The sequence below is a fragment of the Priestia sp. JSM ZJ58 genome, from assembly GCF_044383985.1.
Taxonomy (GTDB): domain Bacteria; phylum Bacillota; class Bacilli; order Bacillales; family Bacillaceae_H; genus Priestia; species Priestia zanthoxyli.
The window spans coordinates 1,697,506-1,719,949 of record NZ_JBISEM010000001.1 but is presented as its reverse complement, the minus strand read 5'-3'; the positions used below and the strand labels follow the sequence as shown (position 1 = coordinate 1,719,949).

23 protein-coding genes, 1 pseudogene and 1 riboswitch are annotated in these 22,444 nt (G+C 39.1%); of the genes and pseudogenes, 4 read left to right on the top strand and 20 right to left on the bottom strand.

Annotation, left to right across the window (positions count from 1 at the left end; all coding sequences use genetic code 11):
* Positions 1-144: 144 nt before the first annotated feature.
* A complete protein-coding gene (locus ACH6EI_RS09235) occupies positions 145-1,728 on the top strand; it encodes a PucR family transcriptional regulator (protein WP_028412781.1) in 1,584 nt (527 codons plus the stop codon).
* A 64-nt stretch (positions 1,729-1,792) separates the two neighbouring features.
* Here the strand turns inward: ACH6EI_RS09235 and ACH6EI_RS09230 are convergent, their stop codons facing one another.
* A complete protein-coding gene (locus ACH6EI_RS09230; RefSeq protein ID WP_013057706.1) occupies positions 1,793-2,107 on the bottom strand; it encodes an MTH1187 family thiamine-binding protein in 315 nt (104 codons plus the stop codon).
* Positions 2,108-2,231: 124 nt separating this feature from the next.
* On the bottom strand, positions 2,232-3,407 hold the full coding sequence (locus ACH6EI_RS09225) for a C40 family peptidase (RefSeq protein ID WP_028412780.1): 1,176 nt from the start codon (positions 3,405-3,407) through the stop codon (positions 2,232-2,234).
* Between the two features lie 453 nt (positions 3,408-3,860).
* Here ACH6EI_RS09225 and ACH6EI_RS09220 point away from each other — a divergent pair.
* Positions 3,861-5,385, top strand: a pseudogene (locus ACH6EI_RS09220) (catalase); the annotation flags it as partial.
* A gap of 217 nt (positions 5,386-5,602) precedes the next feature.
* On the opposite strand, the gene ACH6EI_RS09215 reads toward ACH6EI_RS09220, so the two are convergent.
* The gene (locus ACH6EI_RS09215) at positions 5,603-6,004 is read right to left on the bottom strand and encodes a hypothetical protein (protein WP_224980258.1); all 402 of its coding nucleotides are present in this window, start codon (positions 6,002-6,004) and stop codon (positions 5,603-5,605) included.
* 304 nt (positions 6,005-6,308) lie between these two features.
* Positions 6,309-7,646 (bottom strand): sodium-dependent transporter, encoded by a 1,338-nt coding sequence (locus tag ACH6EI_RS09210; protein ID WP_028412777.1) that lies wholly within the window; start codon positions 7,644-7,646, stop codon positions 6,309-6,311.
* 172 nt (positions 7,647-7,818) lie between these two features.
* On the opposite strand from ACH6EI_RS09210, the gene ACH6EI_RS09205 reads away from it, so the two are divergent.
* On the top strand, positions 7,819-8,271 hold the full coding sequence (locus tag ACH6EI_RS09205) for a hypothetical protein (RefSeq protein WP_028412776.1): 453 nt from the start codon (positions 7,819-7,821) through the stop codon (positions 8,269-8,271).
* 41 nt (positions 8,272-8,312) lie between these two features.
* Here ACH6EI_RS09205 and ACH6EI_RS09200 read toward each other — a convergent pair whose 3' ends face one another.
* Positions 8,313-8,738, bottom strand: coding sequence for a DUF6843 domain-containing protein (locus tag ACH6EI_RS09200; RefSeq protein WP_033580617.1), 426 nt, complete (start codon positions 8,736-8,738; stop codon positions 8,313-8,315).
* A gap of 189 nt (positions 8,739-8,927) precedes the next feature.
* Between ACH6EI_RS09200 and ACH6EI_RS09195 the strand changes: the two genes are divergently transcribed.
* Positions 8,928-9,074, top strand: a complete 147-nt coding sequence (locus ACH6EI_RS09195; RefSeq protein WP_165351762.1) for a hypothetical protein — start codon at positions 8,928-8,930, stop codon at positions 9,072-9,074.
* A gap of 18 nt (positions 9,075-9,092) precedes the next feature.
* Here the strand turns inward: ACH6EI_RS09195 and ACH6EI_RS09190 are convergent, their stop codons facing one another.
* The 15 genes from ACH6EI_RS09190 to ACH6EI_RS09120 all read right to left on the bottom strand — a co-directional run bounded on the left by ACH6EI_RS09190 (position 9,093) and on the right by ACH6EI_RS09120 (position 22,433).
* Positions 9,093-9,509 (bottom strand): DUF350 domain-containing protein, encoded by a 417-nt coding sequence (locus tag ACH6EI_RS09190; RefSeq protein WP_034327662.1) that lies wholly within the window; start codon positions 9,507-9,509, stop codon positions 9,093-9,095.
* Between the two features lie 15 nt (positions 9,510-9,524).
* Positions 9,525-10,784, bottom strand: coding sequence for a glutathionylspermidine synthase family protein (locus ACH6EI_RS09185; protein WP_098113294.1), 1,260 nt, complete (start codon positions 10,782-10,784; stop codon positions 9,525-9,527).
* Entirely contained in the window at positions 10,784-11,104 is a 321-nt protein-coding gene (locus ACH6EI_RS09180) for a hypothetical protein (RefSeq protein ID WP_028412772.1), read from the bottom strand. The genes ACH6EI_RS09185 and ACH6EI_RS09180 overlap by 1 nt, the downstream gene beginning before the upstream one ends.
* Positions 11,104-11,562, bottom strand: a complete 459-nt coding sequence (locus ACH6EI_RS09175; RefSeq protein ID WP_028412771.1) for a hypothetical protein — start codon at positions 11,560-11,562, stop codon at positions 11,104-11,106. Before ACH6EI_RS09175 ends, ACH6EI_RS09180 begins: the two co-directional genes overlap by 1 nt.
* A gap of 115 nt (positions 11,563-11,677) precedes the next feature.
* Positions 11,678-12,139, bottom strand: coding sequence for a hypothetical protein (locus tag ACH6EI_RS09170; RefSeq protein ID WP_013083806.1), 462 nt, complete (start codon positions 12,137-12,139; stop codon positions 11,678-11,680).
* A gap of 461 nt (positions 12,140-12,600) precedes the next feature.
* The gene (locus tag ACH6EI_RS09165) at positions 12,601-13,488 is read right to left on the bottom strand and encodes a sulfite exporter TauE/SafE family protein (protein ID WP_028412770.1); all 888 of its coding nucleotides are present in this window, start codon (positions 13,486-13,488) and stop codon (positions 12,601-12,603) included.
* A gap of 249 nt (positions 13,489-13,737) precedes the next feature.
* Positions 13,738-14,841: an oxidoreductase gene (locus ACH6EI_RS09160; RefSeq protein ID WP_223546159.1), complete on the bottom strand. Its 1,104-nt coding sequence runs from the start codon at positions 14,839-14,841 to the stop codon at positions 13,738-13,740.
* Positions 14,842-14,923: 82 nt separating this feature from the next.
* The gene (lepB, locus tag ACH6EI_RS09155; RefSeq protein ID WP_028412768.1) at positions 14,924-15,478 is read right to left on the bottom strand and encodes a signal peptidase I; all 555 of its coding nucleotides are present in this window, start codon (positions 15,476-15,478) and stop codon (positions 14,924-14,926) included.
* 254 nt (positions 15,479-15,732) lie between these two features.
* On the bottom strand, positions 15,733-16,167 hold the full coding sequence (locus tag ACH6EI_RS09150) for a CBS domain-containing protein (RefSeq protein ID WP_099000320.1): 435 nt from the start codon (positions 16,165-16,167) through the stop codon (positions 15,733-15,735).
* Between the two features lie 29 nt (positions 16,168-16,196).
* The gene (gene kdpDN / locus ACH6EI_RS09145; RefSeq protein ID WP_099000321.1) at positions 16,197-17,345 is read right to left on the bottom strand and encodes a KdpD-like non-kinase potassium sensor; all 1,149 of its coding nucleotides are present in this window, start codon (positions 17,343-17,345) and stop codon (positions 16,197-16,199) included.
* A gap of 53 nt (positions 17,346-17,398) precedes the next feature.
* Positions 17,399-17,965 (bottom strand): potassium-transporting ATPase subunit KdpC, encoded by a 567-nt coding sequence (kdpC, locus tag ACH6EI_RS09140; protein ID WP_028412765.1) that lies wholly within the window; start codon positions 17,963-17,965, stop codon positions 17,399-17,401.
* A gap of 13 nt (positions 17,966-17,978) precedes the next feature.
* A complete protein-coding gene (gene kdpB, locus ACH6EI_RS09135) occupies positions 17,979-20,054 on the bottom strand; it encodes a potassium-transporting ATPase subunit KdpB (protein ID WP_099000322.1) in 2,076 nt (691 codons plus the stop codon).
* Between the two features lie 21 nt (positions 20,055-20,075).
* Positions 20,076-21,737, bottom strand: coding sequence for a potassium-transporting ATPase subunit KdpA (gene kdpA / locus ACH6EI_RS09130; RefSeq protein WP_167387334.1), 1,662 nt, complete (start codon positions 21,735-21,737; stop codon positions 20,076-20,078).
* Positions 21,738-21,761: 24 nt separating this feature from the next.
* Entirely contained in the window at positions 21,762-21,842 is an 81-nt protein-coding gene (gene kdpF / locus ACH6EI_RS09125) for a K(+)-transporting ATPase subunit F (protein ID WP_099000324.1), read from the bottom strand.
* Positions 21,843-22,139: 297 nt separating this feature from the next.
* Positions 22,140-22,280, bottom strand: a riboswitch (cyclic di-AMP (ydaO/yuaA leader).
* A 15-nt stretch (positions 22,281-22,295) separates the two neighbouring features.
* Positions 22,296-22,433, bottom strand: a complete 138-nt coding sequence (locus tag ACH6EI_RS09120) for a hypothetical protein (protein ID WP_014459426.1) — start codon at positions 22,431-22,433, stop codon at positions 22,296-22,298.
* Between the last annotated feature and the right edge of the window lie 11 nt (positions 22,434-22,444).

Sequence of the window (22,444 nt, the reverse complement as noted above, 5' to 3'; positions counted from 1 at the left end):
ATTAAATAAACTTCTTCATTAACAATTTATACATTTTTTTCTGAAAATTTTATTTATTTTAACTAAACTTTCTTATAAAATAGAAGGTAGATAAAAATACGCGCAGGGAAATGTGAGAATTTTTAACAAAAGGAGTAATGAATAATGGAACTACAAACTCTTTTACGCATTCCGATTTATGAGAAAGCATCTGTAGTAGCCGGACAAAAAGGGGTCACCCGCAAAGTACATAACGTCAATATGATGGACGCACCCGATATTTTATCTTTTTTAAAAGAAGGAGAATTTTTAATTACAACGGGTTATCACTTCAAAGAACATGAAGAAAGCTTAGCAAAACTTGTAGAAGGAATGGCTAAAAAGAAATGTGCAGGATTGGCCATAAAAACGAAGCGTTTTTTCGAACACGTGCCTGTTTCTATTTGTCAGCTAGCTGATGAACTTCACTTTCCAATCATTGATTTCCAAACGGACGAAACGTTAGGCGCGGTTATTAATGAATCTCTCAGCTTTATTTTAGATAAAAAAACAGCCGAGCTTCAGCAAGCGATGGTCACACATCAGCTATTTTCCTCATACATCTTACAAGGAAAAGGCATTGAGAAAATTATGCAATCCATTCAAACGTTATGCAATGCTCACGTTGCCCTTTTTGATACCCATGGCCATGAACTCTTTTACACAAACAAACGCGAACCTTTTTCGCTCCCAATGGAAGAAGCGGTAGCGGGCGCTAAGCAGCTGTTTTTACGAACGTCAAAATATACAACCTTTTCCTTTTTGAACACAAAAAAAACCGTTACGCTTTTTCCGATTGCTACTCATACGAGAAAGTACAGTTATTTATTTATTGAACACCAAGTTTCTTTATCCGATTCAGCGCTCCTAACGATCGAACAAGCGACAAACGTTTTATCCTTCGAAATGATGAGACAGCAGGCTTTGTATGAAGCTGAAAGGCGACGAAAAAACGATTTTTTCAATCAGCTTGTTAACAATTATTATAAAACGCCTGAGGATGCTTCCTTTCAAGCACAGATGATGGGCTTATCAGCAGGAAACAGCTATATTTGCGCCGTTGGGAAAATTCATTCTACATTCACGCCTTACAGCGATGATGATATGATCTATGAGCTCCTTCAATATGAGTTATCAGCAGGTCCTACAGAGGCCGTTTTGTTTTTCTATGACAATCTTTACATTCTCTTGTTTACACCTCATTCTCAACCTATGATTATAGAATGCTTGCATCGCTTGCAGGAAGCTGTTTACCGTCACTATGATAAGCGAATGTCATTTGGAATTGGAAACCAAAGCCAATCCCTACTTACAATCGCTGACTCATATAAAGAAGCTGTTGAAGCTCTTGAAACCATCCATTTTAAAGATCAGTCAAAGCTTATTCAATTTTATCAGCCAAAACAGTTCAAAGAGCTGCTGAGGTTGCTTCCAGCAAACGATTTACAGGATTACTATTCTCAAACATTAGAAGGTTTGCTGCAGTACGATAAGAAAGATCGCTCCATCTTACTTGACACGCTTGAAACATATCTAAATTCCAATTGCCAAATCTCAGAGACTGCTAAGCAGTTATTCGTTCACCGGAACACGGTAATCTATCGAATCGAAAAATGCGAAGAGTTACTAAAAAGACCTATTCACACGTCAGAGGAAACCCTTCGGCTGCGCGTAGCTTTTCAAATTTTTTCTCTTGTGCATGCCAATTAAGTATAACTACAATAAAAAACGCCTGAGTAGATACTCAAGCGTTTTTTATTGTAGTGCATATTATTTATTTCGCTTTTAATTTAGACTGTACTGATTGTAATTTCCCAGCCATCGTATGATTTTCTTTATCACGGCGATCATCAATTCGTAAATTTGTACACACGCGCTGAATACCATTTTCAAAAGGTACTTCATGCATCTCTTGAACAATTTTTAGCAGCGTGCTTAATTCCCCTTCAATCAATGTATTCATAGGGGTTAATTGATATGTAATTTCATCTTCATGCTTGGCCAGCACTTTTTGAATATCAGCTACGTACTGACTCACGCTTGGCGTTTCCGTACCTACCGGAATAATGGTTACATCTACAATAGCCATGTTATACACTCCTTTTGTTTATTCTCCAATTATCATACCAAACGACACAAAAATTTCCTACTTTTACGTTTACGGTGCATAGAAAAAAGGAATAGTTATGCAACTACTCCTTTTTGTTACACTCTTATAGGTAACGCTTTGCTCCTAAGTAACGTTTTGACCAGTAAGAGTTGCTTAATGATGTGATTGTTACGCCTGTTGAAGAACCTGCATGCATGAATTGACCGTTTCCGATATAAATTCCAGCATGGCTAGCTCCTGGTTGGTACGTTTCAAAGAAAACGATATCTCCAGGCTGAGGTGAACTTACACGCGTACCAGTTTGATAGATACTAGCAACTGTACGAGGAAGACTTACACCTACTGCATTGCGATATACATAGTTAAGGTAACCACTGCAATCAAATCCTCCAGGCGCAGCTCCGCCCCAAACATAAGGTGTTCCCATAAAACGTTTACCGTATGAAATAACTTTTGAAGCTGAGCTTGAGCTTGTGCTGCTTCCTGTTGATGTTGAAGGTTTTGAGCTGCTTGAGCTGCTTGAGTTTAATTTATTTAGCGTATCCGGACCCGCTTCTCCGTCTACTAATAAACCATTTGCACGTTGAAATGATTTTACTGCACTTGTTGTAATTGAGCCAAAGTATCCTGTTACACCAGCTGAGAAGTAACCTTTATTTTTTAGTTTTTGCTGAAGGCTGCTTACTGCTGAACCTTTCATACCTTGACGTAAAATAGTTGAGCTGCTAGAGCTAGAACCGCCAGTTGAAGCGCTAGAACCCCCATTTTTTAATTTACTTAACGTAGCTGGACCCGCAATTCCATCCACAGACAGTCCATTTGCACGTTGAAATGCCATTACTGCATTCTTTGTAATTGAACCGAAGTATTGAGTTGTAGTTCCTTTAAAATAGCCTTTATTCTTTAGCTGTTGCTGTAAAGATTGTACGTTTGGTCCTGTTGAACCAACGCGCAGCAATGAGCTTGAGCTAACTGATGAACTTGATGAGCTTCCGCTTCCTAGCAGTTTATTAAATGTAGCTTGACCTGCAATACCATCTGCTGATAAACCATTTGCGCGCTGAAACGATTTTACTGCGCTAGTCGTGATTGAACCGTAATAGTTTGTTGTTGTACCATATGTAAAATAACCTTTGTTTTTTAATTTTTGCTGTAATTCTTTCACATCTGAATTACTTGTTCCTGGGTGCAGCGTAGCATCTCCTAAAGCAGCTTCACTAATTGTAGGTACTACTGTTAAAGATCCACATAACGCTAACGAATATATCAACTTTTTCATAAAAAAAGGTTCCTCCAATGCCATAATCTACTAATCTATAAGACGTTTACATTGTAACAACACATTATTACAAAATAACATCACTAATATTACATTTATGTTACAGGAAACGACAGTAGCGCAGCCGTATGGTGTATATTGTCGTAGTTTATTGTCGTTTAACACTTAATAAGTTCGACAAAAAAGCTAATATATTCCAATATTATTCCTTTTCCTACACTAATAATAGGTAAAAAATCACCCGTAACATTATCTTTATATTTCAAAAAAAACAATTTATTTTTTTTTGAAATGTGAAACTTTTTTTAAAATTATTCGTTTAGTGGATTTGTTCCCCTCTTCAGCAAAACAGCTTTTCTTCTAAAAATTTATATTATTTCCATATTAATGAATAAAAAAGCGCGTGCTGAAAAAAATAGTCTTGGTTATGTTTTAAATAAGGAGGATTATTTTATGAGCCATAAAGGCATTCATGGTACAAATGTTAGCGGATCAGGTGACTCGGAAGACAAACGCTATGCAAACGGAGAGAACGAGCAGACGCTTACGACGCGTCAAGGTCACCCCATTCGTGATAACCAAAATTCTCGAACGGTAGGCAACAGAGGACCTGCTACTCTTGAAAATTACCAGCTGATTGAAAAACTTTCGCATTTTGATCGTGAACGTATACCGGAACGTGTTGTTCATGCCCGAGGAACGGGAGCTCATGGATATTTTGAAACGTACGGAAAACTTGGGGACGAGCCCGTTGAAAAATACACCCGCGCAAAAATTTTTTCAGGAGCAGGCAAACAGACGCCCGTTTTTGTCAGATTTTCTACCGTAACTCATGGAAAGGACTCTCCAGAAACGATGCGAGACCCAAGGGGATTTGCTGTAAAGTTCTATACAGAAGACGGGAACTGGGACTTAGTAGGAAATAACCTTAAAATATTTTTTATTCGCGATGCTATTAAATTCCCTGATTTGATTCATGCTTTTAAGCCCGATCCTGTGACAAACCGTCAAGATACCGAGCGTATTTTTGATTTTATTTCTCATACACCTGAGGCTATGCATATGATTACTTTTTTATTTTCACCTTGGGGAATACCTGCTAACTATCGGCAAATGCAAGGTTCCGGTGTTAATACATATAAGTGGGTAAACAAAGATGGCGATGCCTTTCTTGTTAAATACCATTGGGAACCAAAACAAGGAATTAAAAATTTGACCCAAAAACAAGCAGAAGAAATTCAAGCTAAAAATATCAGTCACGCCACTCAAGACTTGTATGAAGCGATTGAGAGCGGTAACTACCCCGAGTGGGAACTTTGTATACAAATCATGGAAGATGGAGAGCATCCTGAACTGGATTTTGATCCGCTTGATGACACGAAAATTTGGCCGGAAGACCAATTTCCATTTCTTCCAGTAGGTAAAATGGTCCTAGATAAAAATCCAAGCAACGTATTTGCTGAAACGGAGCAAGTCGCATTTGGTACGGGTGTGCTTGTGGATGGGCTAGATTTTTCTGATGATAAAATGCTGCAAGGAAGAACGTTTTCTTATTCCGACACGCAGCGTCACCGCGTGGGAACAAACTACTTGCAACTGCCTATTAACGCGCCGAAAAAACATGTAGCAACAAATCAACGAGATGGTCAAATGGCCTATCATGTAGATGCAGCTCCTGGTCAGAACCCGCATGTGAATTATGAGCCATCTTCTCTTGGAGGTCTTCAAGAAGCGCATGATCATCCAAAACCTCATCAGCCTTATGTTGAAGGGAATGTAAAAAAAGAAAAAATTGACCGTACAAATGACTTTAAGCAAGCTGGTGAACGCTATCGTTTATTAGAAGACTGGGAACGTGATGAGCTTATTCAAAACTTAGTAGACGGTTTAAAGTGCTGTCACCATACCGTTCAAACAAAGATGATTGAGCTTTTAACTCAATGTGATTTTGACTACGGCAATCGAGTAGCTAATGGTATCGGTCTTCTCATGCATGATGATGGTTCTTTAGAAATTGAAATGGGAGCAGAAATGACTCCTACATATGGGAAATTGCCAAAAGAAGGCGGTTCACCGTTAGGAAGCAACAAAGCTGCTGATGCGGTAGAAGAAGCTAATGAAAAAGGAAAAGACGCCCATCCTTATTAACAAAAAACATCCTGCAGCGACAGCAGGATGTTTTTTGGGTTAAACGCTTATGACCAAGTAACGGCAAACACGTGGTAGTCATTTTTTAACTGTGGCGCATCAATGGGTGTCCCGTGCTGATATCCTTGTGTAACTCTTTTAGGATGTAAGGGTTGAACCCATTCTTTCACTTGCTGGTTTGTACCATTTGCTAAAATATATACACAATCAGAAAATGCCCCGTCATTGTTTGGACTATCAACTTTTAGTACTTCCACTAACACATCTTGGACACACGTTTTTCTCTGAATACATGTAAGCGTATGGTAGATGATATCAGCGGACACATCGTTATTTAAACGAAAGCCCACCTTTTTTTGTTCAAAAAAAGACGAGAATGAGACGATTGGTAATGTCTTTTTTTGTTCATACGCTTGAGATAAAATCTTGACAAGAACTTCTCCACTCAAGATGATCCCTCTTTCTAAAAAACGCTTCATCACAACATATGTGAGCATTGGTTATGCTCATAGGATAATATATTATCATAGTTTAATTCTGTGGTGTTAGTCTTTTTTGGGGTTTTTACACTGGGAATTATACCCGCCTATTTCTTGCGTTTCCCCGACGTTCTCGCTACTAGCAAAAGAACGAATAATAAAATAAATACCCCTGCTCCTACAAACATATCGTACAAGAAATCCAGCATCATACTCCTCCTTTTCCTCCAAAAAAAACGCTGTTAAAACCAAGCGTTTTAACAGCGTTTTTTCGTTAGATAAAGCCTAGCATATTAATAAATACAATGATAATTAAAACAGGTGCGATGTATCGAATAGCAAGAAGCCATAAAGAGAACCAGCGCTTCACATTCGTCGAACCATGCTTAAACTCTTCAATTAACACATCTTTTTTCATCTTCCAAGGAACAAAGATGGCAATTAAAAGAGCACCGAGAGGCATAAGGATATTACTTACAAGAAAATCAAAAGCGTCAAAGATGCTTTTTCCAAAGATCGATACGTCACTTAATAAACCATACGATAGTGCTGAAGGTATTCCTACCACAAAGATTAGTAAGCCCGAAATCCAAGATAGCTTTATGCGCTTATGCTGCTCTCCTTTGGCTAATGAAGCAACAATAATTTCTAACATCGAAAACGCAGATGTTAAAGTAGCAAATAAAAACAGCGCCAAAAAGAAAGTTTGAAACACAATTCCGAACGGAAGCTGTTCAAAAATAGAAGGCAATACAATAAATAAAAGACCTGGTCCTTCCGTCGGCTTTACGCCCATTGAAAAGACTGCAGGGAAAATTGCCAAACCTGCTAGTAAAGAAATCAAAATATTTAACGCTGAAATTGAAATAGCCGATTTTGGCAAGTTTTGCTGTTTGGACAGATACGAACTGTACGTAACCATAACCGAAACGCCTACGCTAAGCGAAAAGAATGCTTGTCCCATTGCAAACAAAATGGTTTGGGAGGTAAGCTTTGAAAAATCTGGATACAAAAAGAAAGATACGCCTTCCATCGCTCCGTCTAATGTTAAAGAACGAATAATAATAATAATAAATAAAATAAAGAGAGCAGGCATTAAAATTTTGTTTGCTTTTTCAATACCATTTTGAATACCTCTTGCTACTACAACAATTGTTAAAAGAAGAAAAACAAATTGAGAGATAACAGCATTTGTTGGATTAGCAATGGTGGAGTTAAATAAACTCCCGTAGTCACTTACTCCATTGAGCTGACCCGTGACGCTTGCAAAAATATATTGTAAGATCCATCCTCCTACTACACTATAGAAAGATAATAAAATGAAGCATGTAATCACGCCTAAATACCCGATTCCTTTCCAAAGAGAACCGGGAGCAACTGCATCATAAGCACGAATTGCTTCTTTTTGTGTATGTCTACCTAGTACAAATTCAGCAAGCAAAAGCGGCAAACCAATAATTGCTGTAAACAAGATAAACAGTAAAAAAAAGGCCCCTCCTCCGCTTGTTCCGGCTACATAAGGAAGTTTCCAAATGGCTCCGATTCCAATTGCTGAACCGGCGGATGCCAAGATAAAGCCGAGTTTTGATGTCCATTGTTCGTTTTGACTCATGTTTTCTCACCATTTTTCTTTATTTATTCTGATTTGTCATACTATATCACACAACCCTGCTGTCGAAAAGGGTTTTTGTTGTTTTAACCCCCATCATGTGTTATGAATAGTATGTAGGTTTCATGATTTATTTTCGTAACTAAAAAAAGTTTGACAGTTAGAGGTACAAAAAATGACAAATCAACAAGTAATACAGCAGCAATTTTTAGATAAGTTCCTTGACTTTATCTTAGTAAAATGTCCAAACTGCGAACTATGTGCGCGAGTTGTAAAACTGGATAAAAAATTGAGCGGGTCAACGCACTCATGCACGTGTCCTCACTGTGGTTATCTAGACGTCATCAGCGCTGAGGGCCAAGGACCGTTAGAACTTTCTGAAGCAGTAGATCCTTTTTTTCAGCTTCCGCTTTACTTGGAAACAATCTGCCCTGAACGTCGACTTTGGGCTTATAACTTAGATCACCTTCAATATATTGAATCTTATATTGAAGTTAAAACATGCGGGGCTTGTTTCGACGAGCTGTCGGTTGAACACTCATTGCCAGATTGGGTAATTCATAAGCAGGAAGAAGCACTAAACGAAATTCAACGTTTAAAAGACACCGTCTTTTGCACATTCAAATGAAGATAGAAAAGAAACGTTGCCAAAGAGGCAGCGTTTCTTTTTTACGAAGAACTTTCTTCGGTAAGTTTTCTTCGATAGTCCCCGGCCTTGTCGAACTCTTTTGCGGTGCCGACGAAAAAGTAGGTTACCGTATGATTTTTGTTACCTTGAGTCGTGCCATGAATCATCTTCCCTTGCTTCAATTGCTTTCGCTCTCCATTTTTATTTACATAGAAATATTTATTTCTTGCCCAGCCGCCGCCGCTTAAAAGCGTTTTGGTTTTCCCGACTCCCTGCTCGTTTACTTTAAATACAGTGTAGTCTCCTTCTGTCTTGCTAGGATTTCCGTTATCTTTATCATATTCGACCATAACCCATCCTTTGTACCCTTCTGGTATAAGGAAAATGCTCGGTTGAGACGTTTCATCTGGACGTCCACATCCAGATGCGATTACGATCAATAAAAACAAAATGAGCCACCTTTTCACTTTTCCCAACTCCTTTCTTAATAAAAGACGTGTCTCTATACTGCTTTTAGTTTTTGTTGAAGGTAAGATTATATTCTTTTTGCACCCCTCAATTTTTCCCAGTTTATCCAGTCAAATATGCTATATTTACGTATTGTTTGTCACACACTATTAGCAGGCGTTTACAATTTATATGGGAGGATAACAAAAATGAGCTATGTTTTTTTATTTATTTTGCTCTTTGTCATTCCGCTTTACACACAGCAAAAAATTGTTCGTGCCGACCGTGAAAATACACGTATATTATTACTAAGTGAACACGAGCAATCTGGACATAAAAAAAGCGATTCCCCGTAAAACAGGAATCGCCTCCTTTTAATATGTTAAGCTTCCAGCGACAATAAGGCCAACGGCTATCGATGCTGCAAAAAGAGTTACTCCAACCGCTACATTTCCTTCTTCTACTTTTTTGGCTAGGCTCGTTTTAGGCGTCATAATAAATTCAATAATCCAATATGTCACTACTTGAGTAATGATACCTACTACTCCCCAAAGAGTTGCATCTACCAAATTTAAGCTGTTGCTCCACACAGTGAAAATGACAATAGCAAGCCCAATTCCTTTTCCCCATAACTTCAAAGCGACTGCGACATTTCCTTTTTTTATGAGTTCACGATCATTAAATTTTGTTGTTAATTCAAATACGATTACTCCGATAAATAATAGCACTAATCCTACCGCTACGTGAGATAAAAAACTCCCTATACTAGCCCAATCAATCCATTGTGTCATTTTTAGTTCCCCTTTTCATTTTAATCCAATCGGCAAATAATACGATTCGTTATCTGTAATTTGATTTCCAGCTCGAATTCCTACTGCACTTGCTTTTCCATTTAATAAAAAGCACCCGTACATGATATGAGCCTCTACTGTTTTCGTTTGCGTCTTCATTTTTGCAGTTGGCAAAGGAATAAACTGTTGATATACAGCCGTGTATTCTTGATATGTCTTATGCTGATCTTCGTCTATTTTGATTCCGTCTTCATTATAAATTTCAACGGTATCTCCCTCACGACCAAACGATGGTTTCTTCACAAATGCTTGTTTTCTTTCAATAAATGGATCTTCTTCTAAATACGTTGGTAAAAAGTATGTTTCAATAATGTGATGCTCTTCTTTAGTGAAGAAAGGATGATGTTGTTCATACAAAGCCCAAATGAGTGCTTGCACGGCTTTAGACTGCAGTAAAAATGCAGAAGGCGGATTGATTATGGCTACTTGTTTTTGCTGTGCCAATGTTAAAAGCATGTGTCCGACTTTTTCATGCGTACTCGGATCTTCATCTTCAATTAAATGTTCAAACGGATAAGTTTGGCGATAGAGTACGTCTATTTTTTGTCCATGTTGATCATACACGCCCGCTTCTATATGTTCACCTTCTTCAACTGTAGAGGCAGGGACAATTCGAAGCTGCGATAACGGAACGTATGTAGCATCTACACGGGCTAGCTTCATTAAATAAAGAGTGGTTAGCTTATCTTCTTCATGTGTATCATGAGAAGAAAAAACGACGTTTGGATAGTTCGTTCTATCGAGCTCGTTATAAGCTTCAAAAATGGCGTGTTTTAATGCTAAAGCAAGCTTTTTTTCTTCAAGCTTATTAGGGTTTTGAACCTGAAAATGCCGACAGACTAACTCATTTACATGAAATAATTCTTTGATGAATGTAGGCGTATCCGCATTTAGTTCTAAAAGCTTGATTTGATCAGCCGTAACAGCAAAATCAAGGCGTGAAATAACACTTTCTGTTTCCATCGTTTTCAGTCGCAGGTACGGTAAACTGGCTTTTGGAAATCCTAAAGAAAGAAGCGTCTGATCATCTAATGAACGAAGTAAAGGTGCCGTTTTAAAAAATAGTTCCCCGATTTGATTTGCTGCTTCTTTAATAGAATGAATGATGTGAGAAGACTCCATATGTACGTCATAAAGAGCATACTCTGTTCCATATAAGTCGTACCAAAAATCTTGAATTTCTTTATAAAACATTTCTCGCTTTTCTTTATGCATTACCCGCCAAAACCGCCTTTAGAGCCGCTCCCAATTCCAGATTTATACGAGCTGCTTGATTTAAATGACTTATAGGACGACGATGAGGTCAGCTGTTTTTTAGACCCGTAGTAGCGCCCTCCGTGATAATATGAACCGCTGTGCGAAGAAGAAGAATCTGAACAGTAGTACGTTTTCGTATCTTCATCCCATTTCCACTTGTCGCACGATTTATCTTTCGGTTTAGCCGGTCTTGCCTGATCAGTTGAACCACAGGCAACGAGCGATGTCATTAAAGCAGTGGTCAAAACCCCCGCCATCATTTTTTTTGTTTTGGACATTACGCCTTTCCCCTTTCATACGTTACGCCTGTTTTTGTTACATATAAACTGTATACGCTGCGATCTTCATCAATTTCCGCAGAGTCTCTTTCCCATTCCCATCCATTATAGTATGTATAAACTGTTCCGATATAGCTTAATACGTCCAAATGCGTATAAAATGAAGAGACGAATAAAACTGGATGTCCTCGAAGAGAATTTAATTCGCGGACTTCTAACGTAATCTCTCTGTGATCATCTTCTGCTTGCTCTTTCGGTCCATTTTCATGTTCTTTTACATAAACAATATGGATATCATCTTCGACTGCAGATGAAGTTTGTTTATACGTTACTCCTTCTTTAACAAAAAATTCGCATTCTCTTCTTGCTAAAATTTGTTCAAGTTCAATAGACTGATAGTGATAAATAGATACAAACGTATCGTCAGGCTTTAGCAGTCGGTATTCTAACTTTGCCATTGTGCAACTCCTTTTGTGACTTTTTTGTGAACGTTCTTTAATAAATACGCACAGATTTTCAAAAAGTTTCAATTTTTCTCATATTAAAAGGCTTAGCTTTAAATAAGCTAAACCTTTATTTTTTTATCACATCTGTCACAACTTCATAACCGCCTGTGTATGGGTCGAATACATATTCAAGCATGCCGTTTCCACGATTAACTTTGAATAGATACCTGTATTTTTTAGGGCTGTCTTTTGCTGGATATACGTATTTTCCTTTTTGGAACTGACTTAGCAAGAGCTGTTCTCTTTGCGCAAGCATTTTTTTTGCTTCATTATAACCATACAGCGGGAGATTTTTGGCATAGAGAACCGGTACGAATACAAGTACAACGACTGAAATCGTAATAAGCCCTTGTTTAAACCACCGCATAAACCTCTTTGGATTTCGCGAAAGTAACATCGTTATGACAATTACTATTAACAAAGGAACAATATATACTTGCACATACGGAATGTTTGCAAATACAGGTCGATTAATCAACAAGACAATTACTTCGATAGCTGCTACTAATACTAAAATAAAATAGACCACTTACTCTTCACACCTCGACGATTCAATGAATTTTATATGTGTTAGAAAGTATTCCCACTCATGAATGAACTCGTCTATTGTATCATAAGACGCAAAAAAAATATCTACGCTCGTCTATTTTACGGTATTCAGATACTAAAAGAGATTGAGACATAACAAAATCATCCCAATCTAAAGACGAGCATGAGATAAATACGCTAGTATGCTCCCTTGTTACACCGTTGTTGACTTCCGTGCAAGGCTTCGTTTTCCGAGGGCGACCACTTTTGCCGTGTCTCACATGTTCCGCTTTTTACGCGTAAGTCCTCGCCTTGCCCTCCGGCCAACAGCTAGAGGCCACTACATACATGAAACTGCCTTCACTCTAACCATAAAAAAATCTGAACACATTTGATTCTCTATACAGAATCAAACACGTTCAGATCTTTCTTTAACTAAGCTATTTTTATTCCATCCTTTTATTACGAAACTTCTACGTTTCGATTTTGATTATATTTTTTCCCTTGTAAAAATGAGTAAACGATTGCTGCTGCCCATACAATAAGGATAAATGCGTATACAGCTATCTGCGTTGAGCTGCTTGATACCCATGTATTTAAGAGTGTTCGAGCATTTGTTAAAATGATAAACCCACCAACAAGCGAACCAAGCAAGTGAGCCGGGATAATACGAACAAACCATGCAGCAATCGGAGCCGCGATAATTCCGCCAATCATAAGAGCGCCTACCCAGAACCAGTTTACCTGCTCCCAGCCAAGAGAAATTAAAAAGCCAAGTGTAGCCGAGACGGCAATAGCAAATTCACTTGTATCAACGGTTCCAACGACTTTCCGTGCTGTTGTGCCTTTTTTAGCTAGCAATACAGGCGTTGCAATCGGCCCCCAGCCGCCTCCTCCTGTAGCATCAGCAAATCCAGCAATTAATCCTAACGGAATGGACTGCTTCGTCGATAAAGGTTTGGTGCTCTTTTCTTCGTTTGTTTTCAACGTAAATAAAAAGCGAAATAACACATAAACTCCTAGGAGCAATAAGAATGTTGAAACGTAAGGTCTTACTGCATCTCCAGGTAAATTACTTAGAAAGCAGGCTCCTACAAAAGCCCCGATGGAACCAGGAATAATCAGTTTTAAAACCATCGATTTATCTACGTTGCCAAATTTAATATGTGAAACACCAGACGCTGCTGTTGTTACAACTTCTGCCAAGTGAACAGATGCCGAAGCCACAGCTGGTGCAATTCCAAACGTTAAAAGTAGGGTAGTTGATGTCACCCCGTACGCCATTCCAAGTGATCCGTCAATTAACTGAGCTAAAAAGCCAATAAGTGCAAACGTAATTAACTTTTTCATGTTGTCCCTCCACTTTAATCTTCTGTTAGAGAGCACAAAAAGGCCTCCAACAGTTGTTTGCTAGAAGCCTTCGGTATGTCCGATCAGCTGTCCGTTTTATAAATAAGTTGTTTATATTGTAATCCTAACTATTCCTAGAAGTCAACTGTGTTTTTAGTTTTTCTTTTAGTCTATGTATGCTGCTTGGTTATAGTATCAGTAAAATAAAATTCTTCTTGTTAAGTCAACAACATAAAAACGACCGCTCACTTAATAAGGGCGGTCATTTTTATGCATGTCTTGCCAGTGAGCTAGCACTTCAGGTGGTAAACTCACATCTTTATCTAATGACGTCACATCCATAGAAGTAGGCTCATCGCTATTTATCACTTTTTCTACCCAATCTGGCTGTACAACTAACGCTTGTTCAATCGTAATTAAAGCCAGACCTTGCTCAAAAGCTTCTGCGACTTCCGTTGCCGTAAGTCCTCCTGTACCCACAAGAGGGACCCGGTAATTGACGTGCTTAATGATCGAAGAAAGCAGTGAATGATTTTCTTCCCTTTTTGAGGTAGGTTCATGCAAAGCACTGATATGTAAATAATCAATTTCTGTATGAACAAGACGATCAATCCACTCAAATGTATCTTCCACTTTATTTCCTAAATAGCCTTTTTCTTTGGGCGCTAATGTATATCCCACAATAAATGGTTTGCCCGCATGTGCTGCTCGACGCGTCACTTCACGAATAACTTCAAGTGCAAAAGTGAAGCGGTTTTCTGCGCTTCCTCCATAAGAATCACTTCGTTCATTGGCTTGCCTTGACGTAAACTGCTGCAGTAAACATTCATTTCCTCCGTCAATTTCCACTCCATCAAACCCTGCTTCCATAGCTCTTGTGGTAGCTTCGCCAAACGCTTGAACAATATAAGTTATATCGCGCTCGGTCATTTGAACAGGCTTTTTTCCTTTACGTTTGTGAGGCTTTTCACTAGGGCTAATTGCTTGCCACTTACTTTCCATTTCTACGCACTTTCTTCCCCCGTGCGATAGTTGAAGAATCGCTTTAGCTCCTCTTCTATGAATCATTTGGGTTAGTTGATGAAGCTTTCGTATGACCTGATCACGATGAATTCCGATTTGACCATGTGCTACTTGGCCATTTTCTGTGATAAACGCGGGGCCGATAATTACCGTACTGACGCCCCCTACTCGTTTTTCGTAAAAAGTCAGATCGATATCGGATATTTCCCCGTTTTCTCGTGAAGCGTATGTGAGTATAGGTCCCATTGCTAATCGGTTTTTCATCTCAAGAGCATCAACAAATTTAAAATGTTTAAATAACTTTTCATAGGCCGTCTTCAATTGATTCACACCTTTTTTCCCTTAGCTTGCCCATCTATAAGCGGAGTAGACATAGGCATAAAAAAAGAAATACCTTTATCGGCATTTCTTTTTACGTTGTTTTTCTTATTTTTTTGACCGGATAAAATACAAATTCGCTTTTTCCGACAATTCGTTTTTCATCAATAAGACCTAGACCGTTGCGGCTATCCATACTGTACAGACGGTTGTCACCCATTACAAATACTTCGTTTTTAGGTATTTGTACGGGTTCAAAATCTCCCGTAAGCTCCATATCCATGTTGTTGGCAATTTGACGATTCGTTTTTAAATAAGGTTCACTTACTTTTTTATCATCAATATAAAGCTGATCTTTTTTCATTTCGATTTTTTCACCTGGCAGACCGATTACTCTTTTTACATAATGCTTATTCTTAGCCTCATCTTTAATAATCACAATATCTCCGCGGCGAATATCATGGAGCGAATACGACAGTTTATTCACGAACAACCGCTCTCCGTTATGCAGCGTTGGGTTCATTGAAGCGCCTTCTACAATATACGGAGAAAATAAAAATGCGCGAATCATAAATACTAGAGCGATAGCGAAGATAATAGTTTTGAATATGCTGCGTAATTGATCGCTTTTTGTTTTTTCCGTAGTCAATATGCTTTGTCTCCTTTGTACAGCTCACTTTTCTTATGTAAAAAAGCAAGAAACCTCTTACTTTAACACTTATTCTAACTTAACCATAGAAAGAACTGAAATCAAATGTTTTATGTTATGTAAAAAAAGAACCTCTAACAAATGTTAGAGGCTTACATTACGCAAGTTTCGTCTTTACATCTCTTATTATAACATTAATTATATAAAAAAAGACTACCTTTTATGTAAAAATTATGTTTTTTACGCAAACTTAACTAAATCTTCACATTTAAAGGCGTTTCTCCATGTATAAAAATTTGGGAGATACAATACTCTATAATCTCTCTTCGCCGCACGAGTCCAATAAAAATGTTTTGATCATCTACAACTGGCACAAAATTTTGTTCAGACGCGCGTGACAAAATACTTTCCATTTCGTCGTTAATGGTGATAGCTTCGTAATCGCGATGTCTTGGAACCTCCTCAATTCGTAGGTGTTCTAACTCATGGAGTTCTATATGTTCTAAGCTTTTTAGCTTCCATAACAAGTCTCCTTCTGTCAAAGTCCCTACATATTCTCCTTTTTGATTAATAAGCGGCACAGAAGAGTAGCGATGATACTCCATTTTCTCCAATGCTTGACGGATTGTTGACCGTGTCGATAGGGTAACCACTTCTTTTTTAGGAAGTAAAAAGAACGCAATATTCACTCATATTCTCCTTTTGTTATATATGCATTTTATTTTTGTTGTTTTGCTGAATCTGAAACAATATGAATATCGATGTTATGAGTCTGTCGCATAATTGTATTCACAATAGAGCCTTTTCGAATCTCTTCCCATCTTGTCCTCGCTGATTGCCCTAGTAAGATTTGAGTAACGCGATACTGCTTGGCTACGTTCACAATCACTGCAGCTGGTTTTTGCTTTTTAGCTTCTTCAACAATTAGCGATGCGTGGAAACGGTCAGCGAATGCCTGCCACTGTTTGATTTGTGTTTTCTCCCTCTCAGTCTGATCGCCTTTAAAAACATGGAGCAGCAGCAAATCTGCTTTCAATCGGTTCGCCATTCTCCAGCCTCTTCGAATCAATTTTTCAGCTGTTTCACTGTATTGAATGCACACTAAAATGCGTTCGCAAATACCTGTTACACCAATTTCATGGGAATGAATGAGCTTACCGTCCACTTCATCCGCTATTTCTCTGAGCGTTAATTCACGAAGGGCATGGAGATTTGCGAGCTTAAAAAAAGACTGCAGGCTTTGTTCAATTTTATGGACTTCGTATATTTTGCCTTCACGAAGACGCTTTTGCAGCTGTTCCGGTGTAACGTCGACAAGTTGAATTTCATCTGCTTGCTGAATAAATAAATCTGGCACCGTTTCACGAACTTTTACTTGGGTAACAGCATATACGAGGTCATGTACGCTTTCCATATGCTGAATGTTCATTGCTGACATAACTGAAATACCTTGGTTGAGCAGGTAAGAAACATCTTCAAAACGTTTTTTATGGCGGCTTGTCGGTACATTTGTATGAGCGAGTTCATCGATAAGGACAACTTTTGGCCGCCTTCTTACAATCGCCAGTAAATCAAGTTCTTGTAATTCTTTTCCTTTATAAAAAACGGTTTCTCTTTGGATTACTTCTAGATTTCCAATCATCGCCTTAGTCTCATTCCTGCCGTGTGTTTCTACATATCCAACTACGACATCTACGCCTTCTTTGACTAAGTCATGCGCATCTTGAAGCATTTTATAAGTCTTCCCTACTCCCGGTGCGGCACCGATGTAGAGTTTAAGCTTTCCGCGCTTCTGATCATGAAGTTCACGCAATAGTTCTTCCGGAGTTTTTCTTCGAAAGTATGGATGAGCTTCTTTTTCTTTCATTGTTCGTGCTCCTTTATCACACTCGCTTCAGTGCATGAAGCGAGTGCGTGTAATTAGCGTTCTCGTTGAACAGCTAAATTTAGCTCTACTACATTTACTCGTTTTTCACCAAAAGCCCCTTGCTGAGTATGTTCTTTGATTAACTCTTTTAGCGTCTGGGTTTTAATATGGGCTGCTTTTGCCACGCGCTCTACTTGTGCATATGCAGCTTGTGGCGTAATATCCGGATCGAGTCCAGAAGCCGAATTCGTGACGGCATCAATCGGAATCCCTTCTTTTGGTACCTCGTTTTCTTTTTTCCACGCCGCTACGGATTTCTCGATACGATTCGTAAGGTCTTTATTTGAAGGTGCTAAATTCAACGAGCCAGACCCTGCCCCGTTATAATCAATACTAGAAACTCTGCCGTGAAAAAATGCATTGCTTGTAAACTGCTGCCCAATCAGCTTAGAACCGATAACTTGATGATTGTTTGAATAGATTAGGCTGCCGTTTGCTTTACTTGGAACAGCTGTTTGAGCAATACCTGTCATCACAACAGGATAAATAAGACCACAAAGTATCATCATCATAATCGTTAAGCGAACAATAATGCTTCCCGTTCGTTCTGTTTGTATCATCGTTTCTTCTCCTCTACATCACAAATGAAAGTAATAAGTCAATCGCTTTAATCCCAATGAATGGAACTAATACCCCACCTAATCCGTAAATGAACAAATTTTTTCGCAGCAGTGCGTTAGAACTCATCGGCTTATAGGCAATTCCCTTCATGGCTAAGGGAATTAACAGCGGGATAATGACCGCATTAAAAATAAGCGCTGACAATACAGCAGATAGAGGTGAATTCAGCTTCATTACGTTAAGAGCCTCCATTTGCGGAATCGCCAAGGTAAACATCGCTGGAATAATCGCGAAATACTTAGCAATATCGTTTGCGATGCTGAATGTAGTTAAGGCACCCCTTGTCATTAATAGCTGTTTTCCGATTGAAACGACTTCAATGATTTTAGTGGGATCCGAATCCAAGTCCACCATATTTGCTGCTTCTTTAGCAGCTGAGGTTCCGCTGTTCATTGCTAAACCAACGTCAGCTTGAGCAAGTGCAGGGGCATCGTTTGTTCCGTCACCTGTCATCGCAACTAGCTTGCCTTGCTGCTGTTCGTATTTAATCACTTGAATCTTGTCTTCTGGCTTGCATTCCGCAATAAATTCATCTACTCCAGCTTCTTTTGCAATAGTTGCTGCGGTTAGCGGATTATCTCCTGTGCACATGACTGTTTTAATGCCCATTTTACGAAGTTCATCAAAGCGTTCTTTCATTCCTGGTTTTACCGTGTCTTTTAAATAAATCAAGCCATAAATTTTATCATCGGCGGCGACGGCAAGCGGCGTGCCACCAGCTCCTGCAATTTCGTTCGCTTTTTGCTGTAAATCAGAGGGAACCTTCCCGCCATTTGACTCTACCCATGCCGTGACGGCGTCCACTGCTCCTTTTCGTACAGATACATTCTGTAAGTCAATGCCGCTCATTCGCGTTTCAGCTTTGAATTCTACAAACGTTCCCTGCGTTTTTCTAAGGTCTTCTACTCCCATGCGAGTTTGGATAAAATCAACCACCGAGCGTCCTTCTGGTGTTTCGTCGTAAAGAGAAGAAACAAACGCCCATTTGTACAGTTCACGTTCGTCTACGCCTTCTACAGTCGTTAACTGATGAGCCATTCGGTTTCCAAACGTAATGGTGCCGGTTTTATCTAAAATAATTGTATTGATGTCACCAGCTGCTTCTACTGCTTTTCCTGACATAGCAATCACGTTAAACTGCGTGACTCGATCCATTCCAGCAATTCCAATGGCCGATAATAATCCTCCAATCGTCGTAGGAATAAGGCAGACGAGCAGTGAAATTAAAATAGCCGTGTCGAGTTGAAAATGTAAATAGTTTGTAAAGACAGGAAGCGTCACAACAACTAGTAAAAAAATAATCGTCAAACTTGTCAAAACCGTGTTTAGCGCAATTTCATTTGGCGTTTTTTGACGCTCTGCTCCTTCAACAAGCGAAATCATTTTATCTAAAAACGATTCACCTTGCTCACACGTAATTTTAATTGTAATTTCATCGCTGACAACTCTTGTACCTCCAGTTACAGAGTTAAAATCCCCGCCTGCTTCTTTCATAACAGGTGCCGATTCACCCGTAATAGCCGATTCATCAACAGACGCCAGTCCTTTAATAATTTCTCCATCTCCAGGAATCATTTCGCCTTGTGAAACGACGACGATATCTCCTTTTTTTAGTTGCGATGCCGAAACTTGTATCATTTGCCCGTTTTGAAGCTGATTAGCTGTAATATCGCCTTTAGATTTCTTTAATGAGTTTGCCTGTGCTTTTCCTCGACCTTCTGCTAATGCTTCTGCAAAATTAGCAAAAACAATGGTAAAAAATAACACGAGAGATACGGCAACATTAAATCCTGTGCTTACTGTACTTTCTCCGAAAAGGTCCGGAACAACGGCTAAAAAAAGCGTAATTATAAACCCGATTTCTACTACGAACATGATAGGGTTTTTTATCATCGTTCTTGGGCTGAGCTTGATAAAAGCCTGCTTTACTGATTGAATAAAAATCGATGAAGCTTGTGTATCCACAGAACCTTGAATATGACTGTTGCGATCCAATTCAATATTATTTGCAAAATTCCGTTTATTCATTATGATCCTCCGCTTTCTTGATTACAGTGTTAAATACTCAGCAACCGGCCCAAGCACAAGCACTGGGAAAAACGTAAGTGCTCCTACAATAACGGTAGTTCCAATTAAAATGCCGCTAAATAAAGACGTATCTGTTTTAAATGTCCCAGGTGTTTCGGGAACAAGCTGTTTGGATGCTAGTGAGCTCGATACCGCCAGCATCGTAATTAGTCCGAAGTAGCGTCCAATATACATAACGATTCCCGTTGAAATGTTCCAAAACGGCGTTGCATCACCGAGTCCTTCAAAGCCGGATCCATTGTTTGCTGCTGACGACGTAAATTCATACAGTGCCTGACTTAACCCGTGAAAGCCTGGATTTGATATACCTTCTATTCCTAAATGAGTGGTAAGTGCTACAGCTGTTCCTCCTAAAATTAGCAGCGGTTGCAAAATAAGCGTCACGGCGATTAGCTTCATTTCTTTTCCTTCAATTTTTTTACCTACGTATTCTGGTGTTCTTCCAACCATTAAACCTGATAAAAATACGGCGATAATGACGTACATCATGACATTCATAAATCCTGCTCCGACACCGCCGAATACGGTATTTAACATCATATTTCCAAGCGTTAACAACCCGGTAAGAGGCGTAAGAGTATCGTGCATGGTGTTGACTGCACCTGTTTCACTTGCTGTCGTCACGATGGCGTAAAGCGTCGACATGCCGACACCAAAACGGACTTCTTTCCCTTCCATATAACCGTTCGCTTCGTTCAAATGAAAAGCATCAAGTCTTGGATTGCCACCCCACTCTGTTACGAACGCTGTGCTTAAAATAACGATAAACAGCATACTCATCGCTACAAACAAAATGCGGCCTTGCTTACGCTTTCCGATCATTTTTCCGTATGTGAAAGGAAGTGCTGTTGGCAATAAAAGCATAAGGACGATTTGTAATACATTGCTCAACGCGTTAGGATTTTCAAATGGATGAGCTGAATTGACACCAAAAAATCCCCCTCCGTTGTTTCCTAGCTCTTTAATTGAAAGAAAAGAAGCAACTGGTCCCCTTGCTATTTGCTGTGTTGCCCCTTCTATTGTATGGGCAGTAACCGTTCCGCTTAACGTTTGAGGGACACCTAAAAACATAAATAAAATGCCTGTTATAAAAGCGATAGGAAGTAAAATACGCGTAATTGACTTTACAAAATCAACAAAAAAGTTTCCCATTTCTTTCCCTGCCAGCCCACGAATAAAAGCGATTGCTACTGCAAGTGCCGTTGCTGGTGCAGCAAACATCATAAATACAATGGCGGCCATCTGCGAGAAATAGGACAATCCTGATTCGCCGCTGTAGTGCTGCAAGTTCGTATTTGTCATAAAACTAATGGCCGTGTTAAAAGCAAGTGCCGGATCCATTCCTTTGATGTGGCTTGGGTTAAACGGCAGTACCCCTTGAAACCGGAAGATAAGGTACACCACAAAAATCATAAACGTATTCGCCAAAACAAGAGCAAATGCATATTGCTTCCACGTCTGATTAAGCCCTTTAATTCCTGCTGCTTTAAACATCACCGTTTCTATCTTTCCTATCAAGCTAGTGTTTTTATCGTTTGAAAACACATTCGCTATATAAATACCTACGGGCTTTGCAATAAGCGCTACAAAAACAAGCAGCAGCGCAACTGATAGTAGAAAAATCCCCACTTTTTATTCCTCCGCTTATTAAAATTGTTCTGGATTTAACAGTACATATACTAAATAAATTAAAACGAGAACTGAAATACCTGACAAAATGAACGACATGTTCACTTCTCCTCTCTGTCGTCTACTACATGAGACGACCAGCGAATAATTCCGTACATAGCAGTTGCTAATAAGGCAAGCGTTCCAAGCATCATCATATCCAAGTTGCTTCCTCCTAACTGTTTCCTGACAAAAATGATAGCTTCTAAGTTTAGTGACGGTTTCTTTTCATAAAGCATCACGTCCAAAAAAGCTAACCGCGAGACGTGATGCTATTTTTTTCCACTAAAAAACCGCAGAAGAGAGTTCTCTTCCGCGGTTTAATGCACGACAAATAAGCCGTGATTGACACGAATTTTTTACTCCCAAAACGCTTACGGAGTTAGCTGTCGGATTCGGGTTATGGAAGTAACCCTACTCAGTTAAGAGATTCACCCCTAGTACATACGTACAAAATATTGGGTCCCCCGCTCATAATTGATTAAGCGTATATTTGTTATTTAATTTTTAGACTTAATGATGACTTTTACTGCTGCGTTTAAAACTTTGATTAGCTAACGTAGACAAATAGCGGTTTGCTAGATCAAAAGATTGCTGGTCGCACATTGCCCGATATTCAATCATTTGAATCATTTGCTTAGATAAATGCATCCTGACGCTCC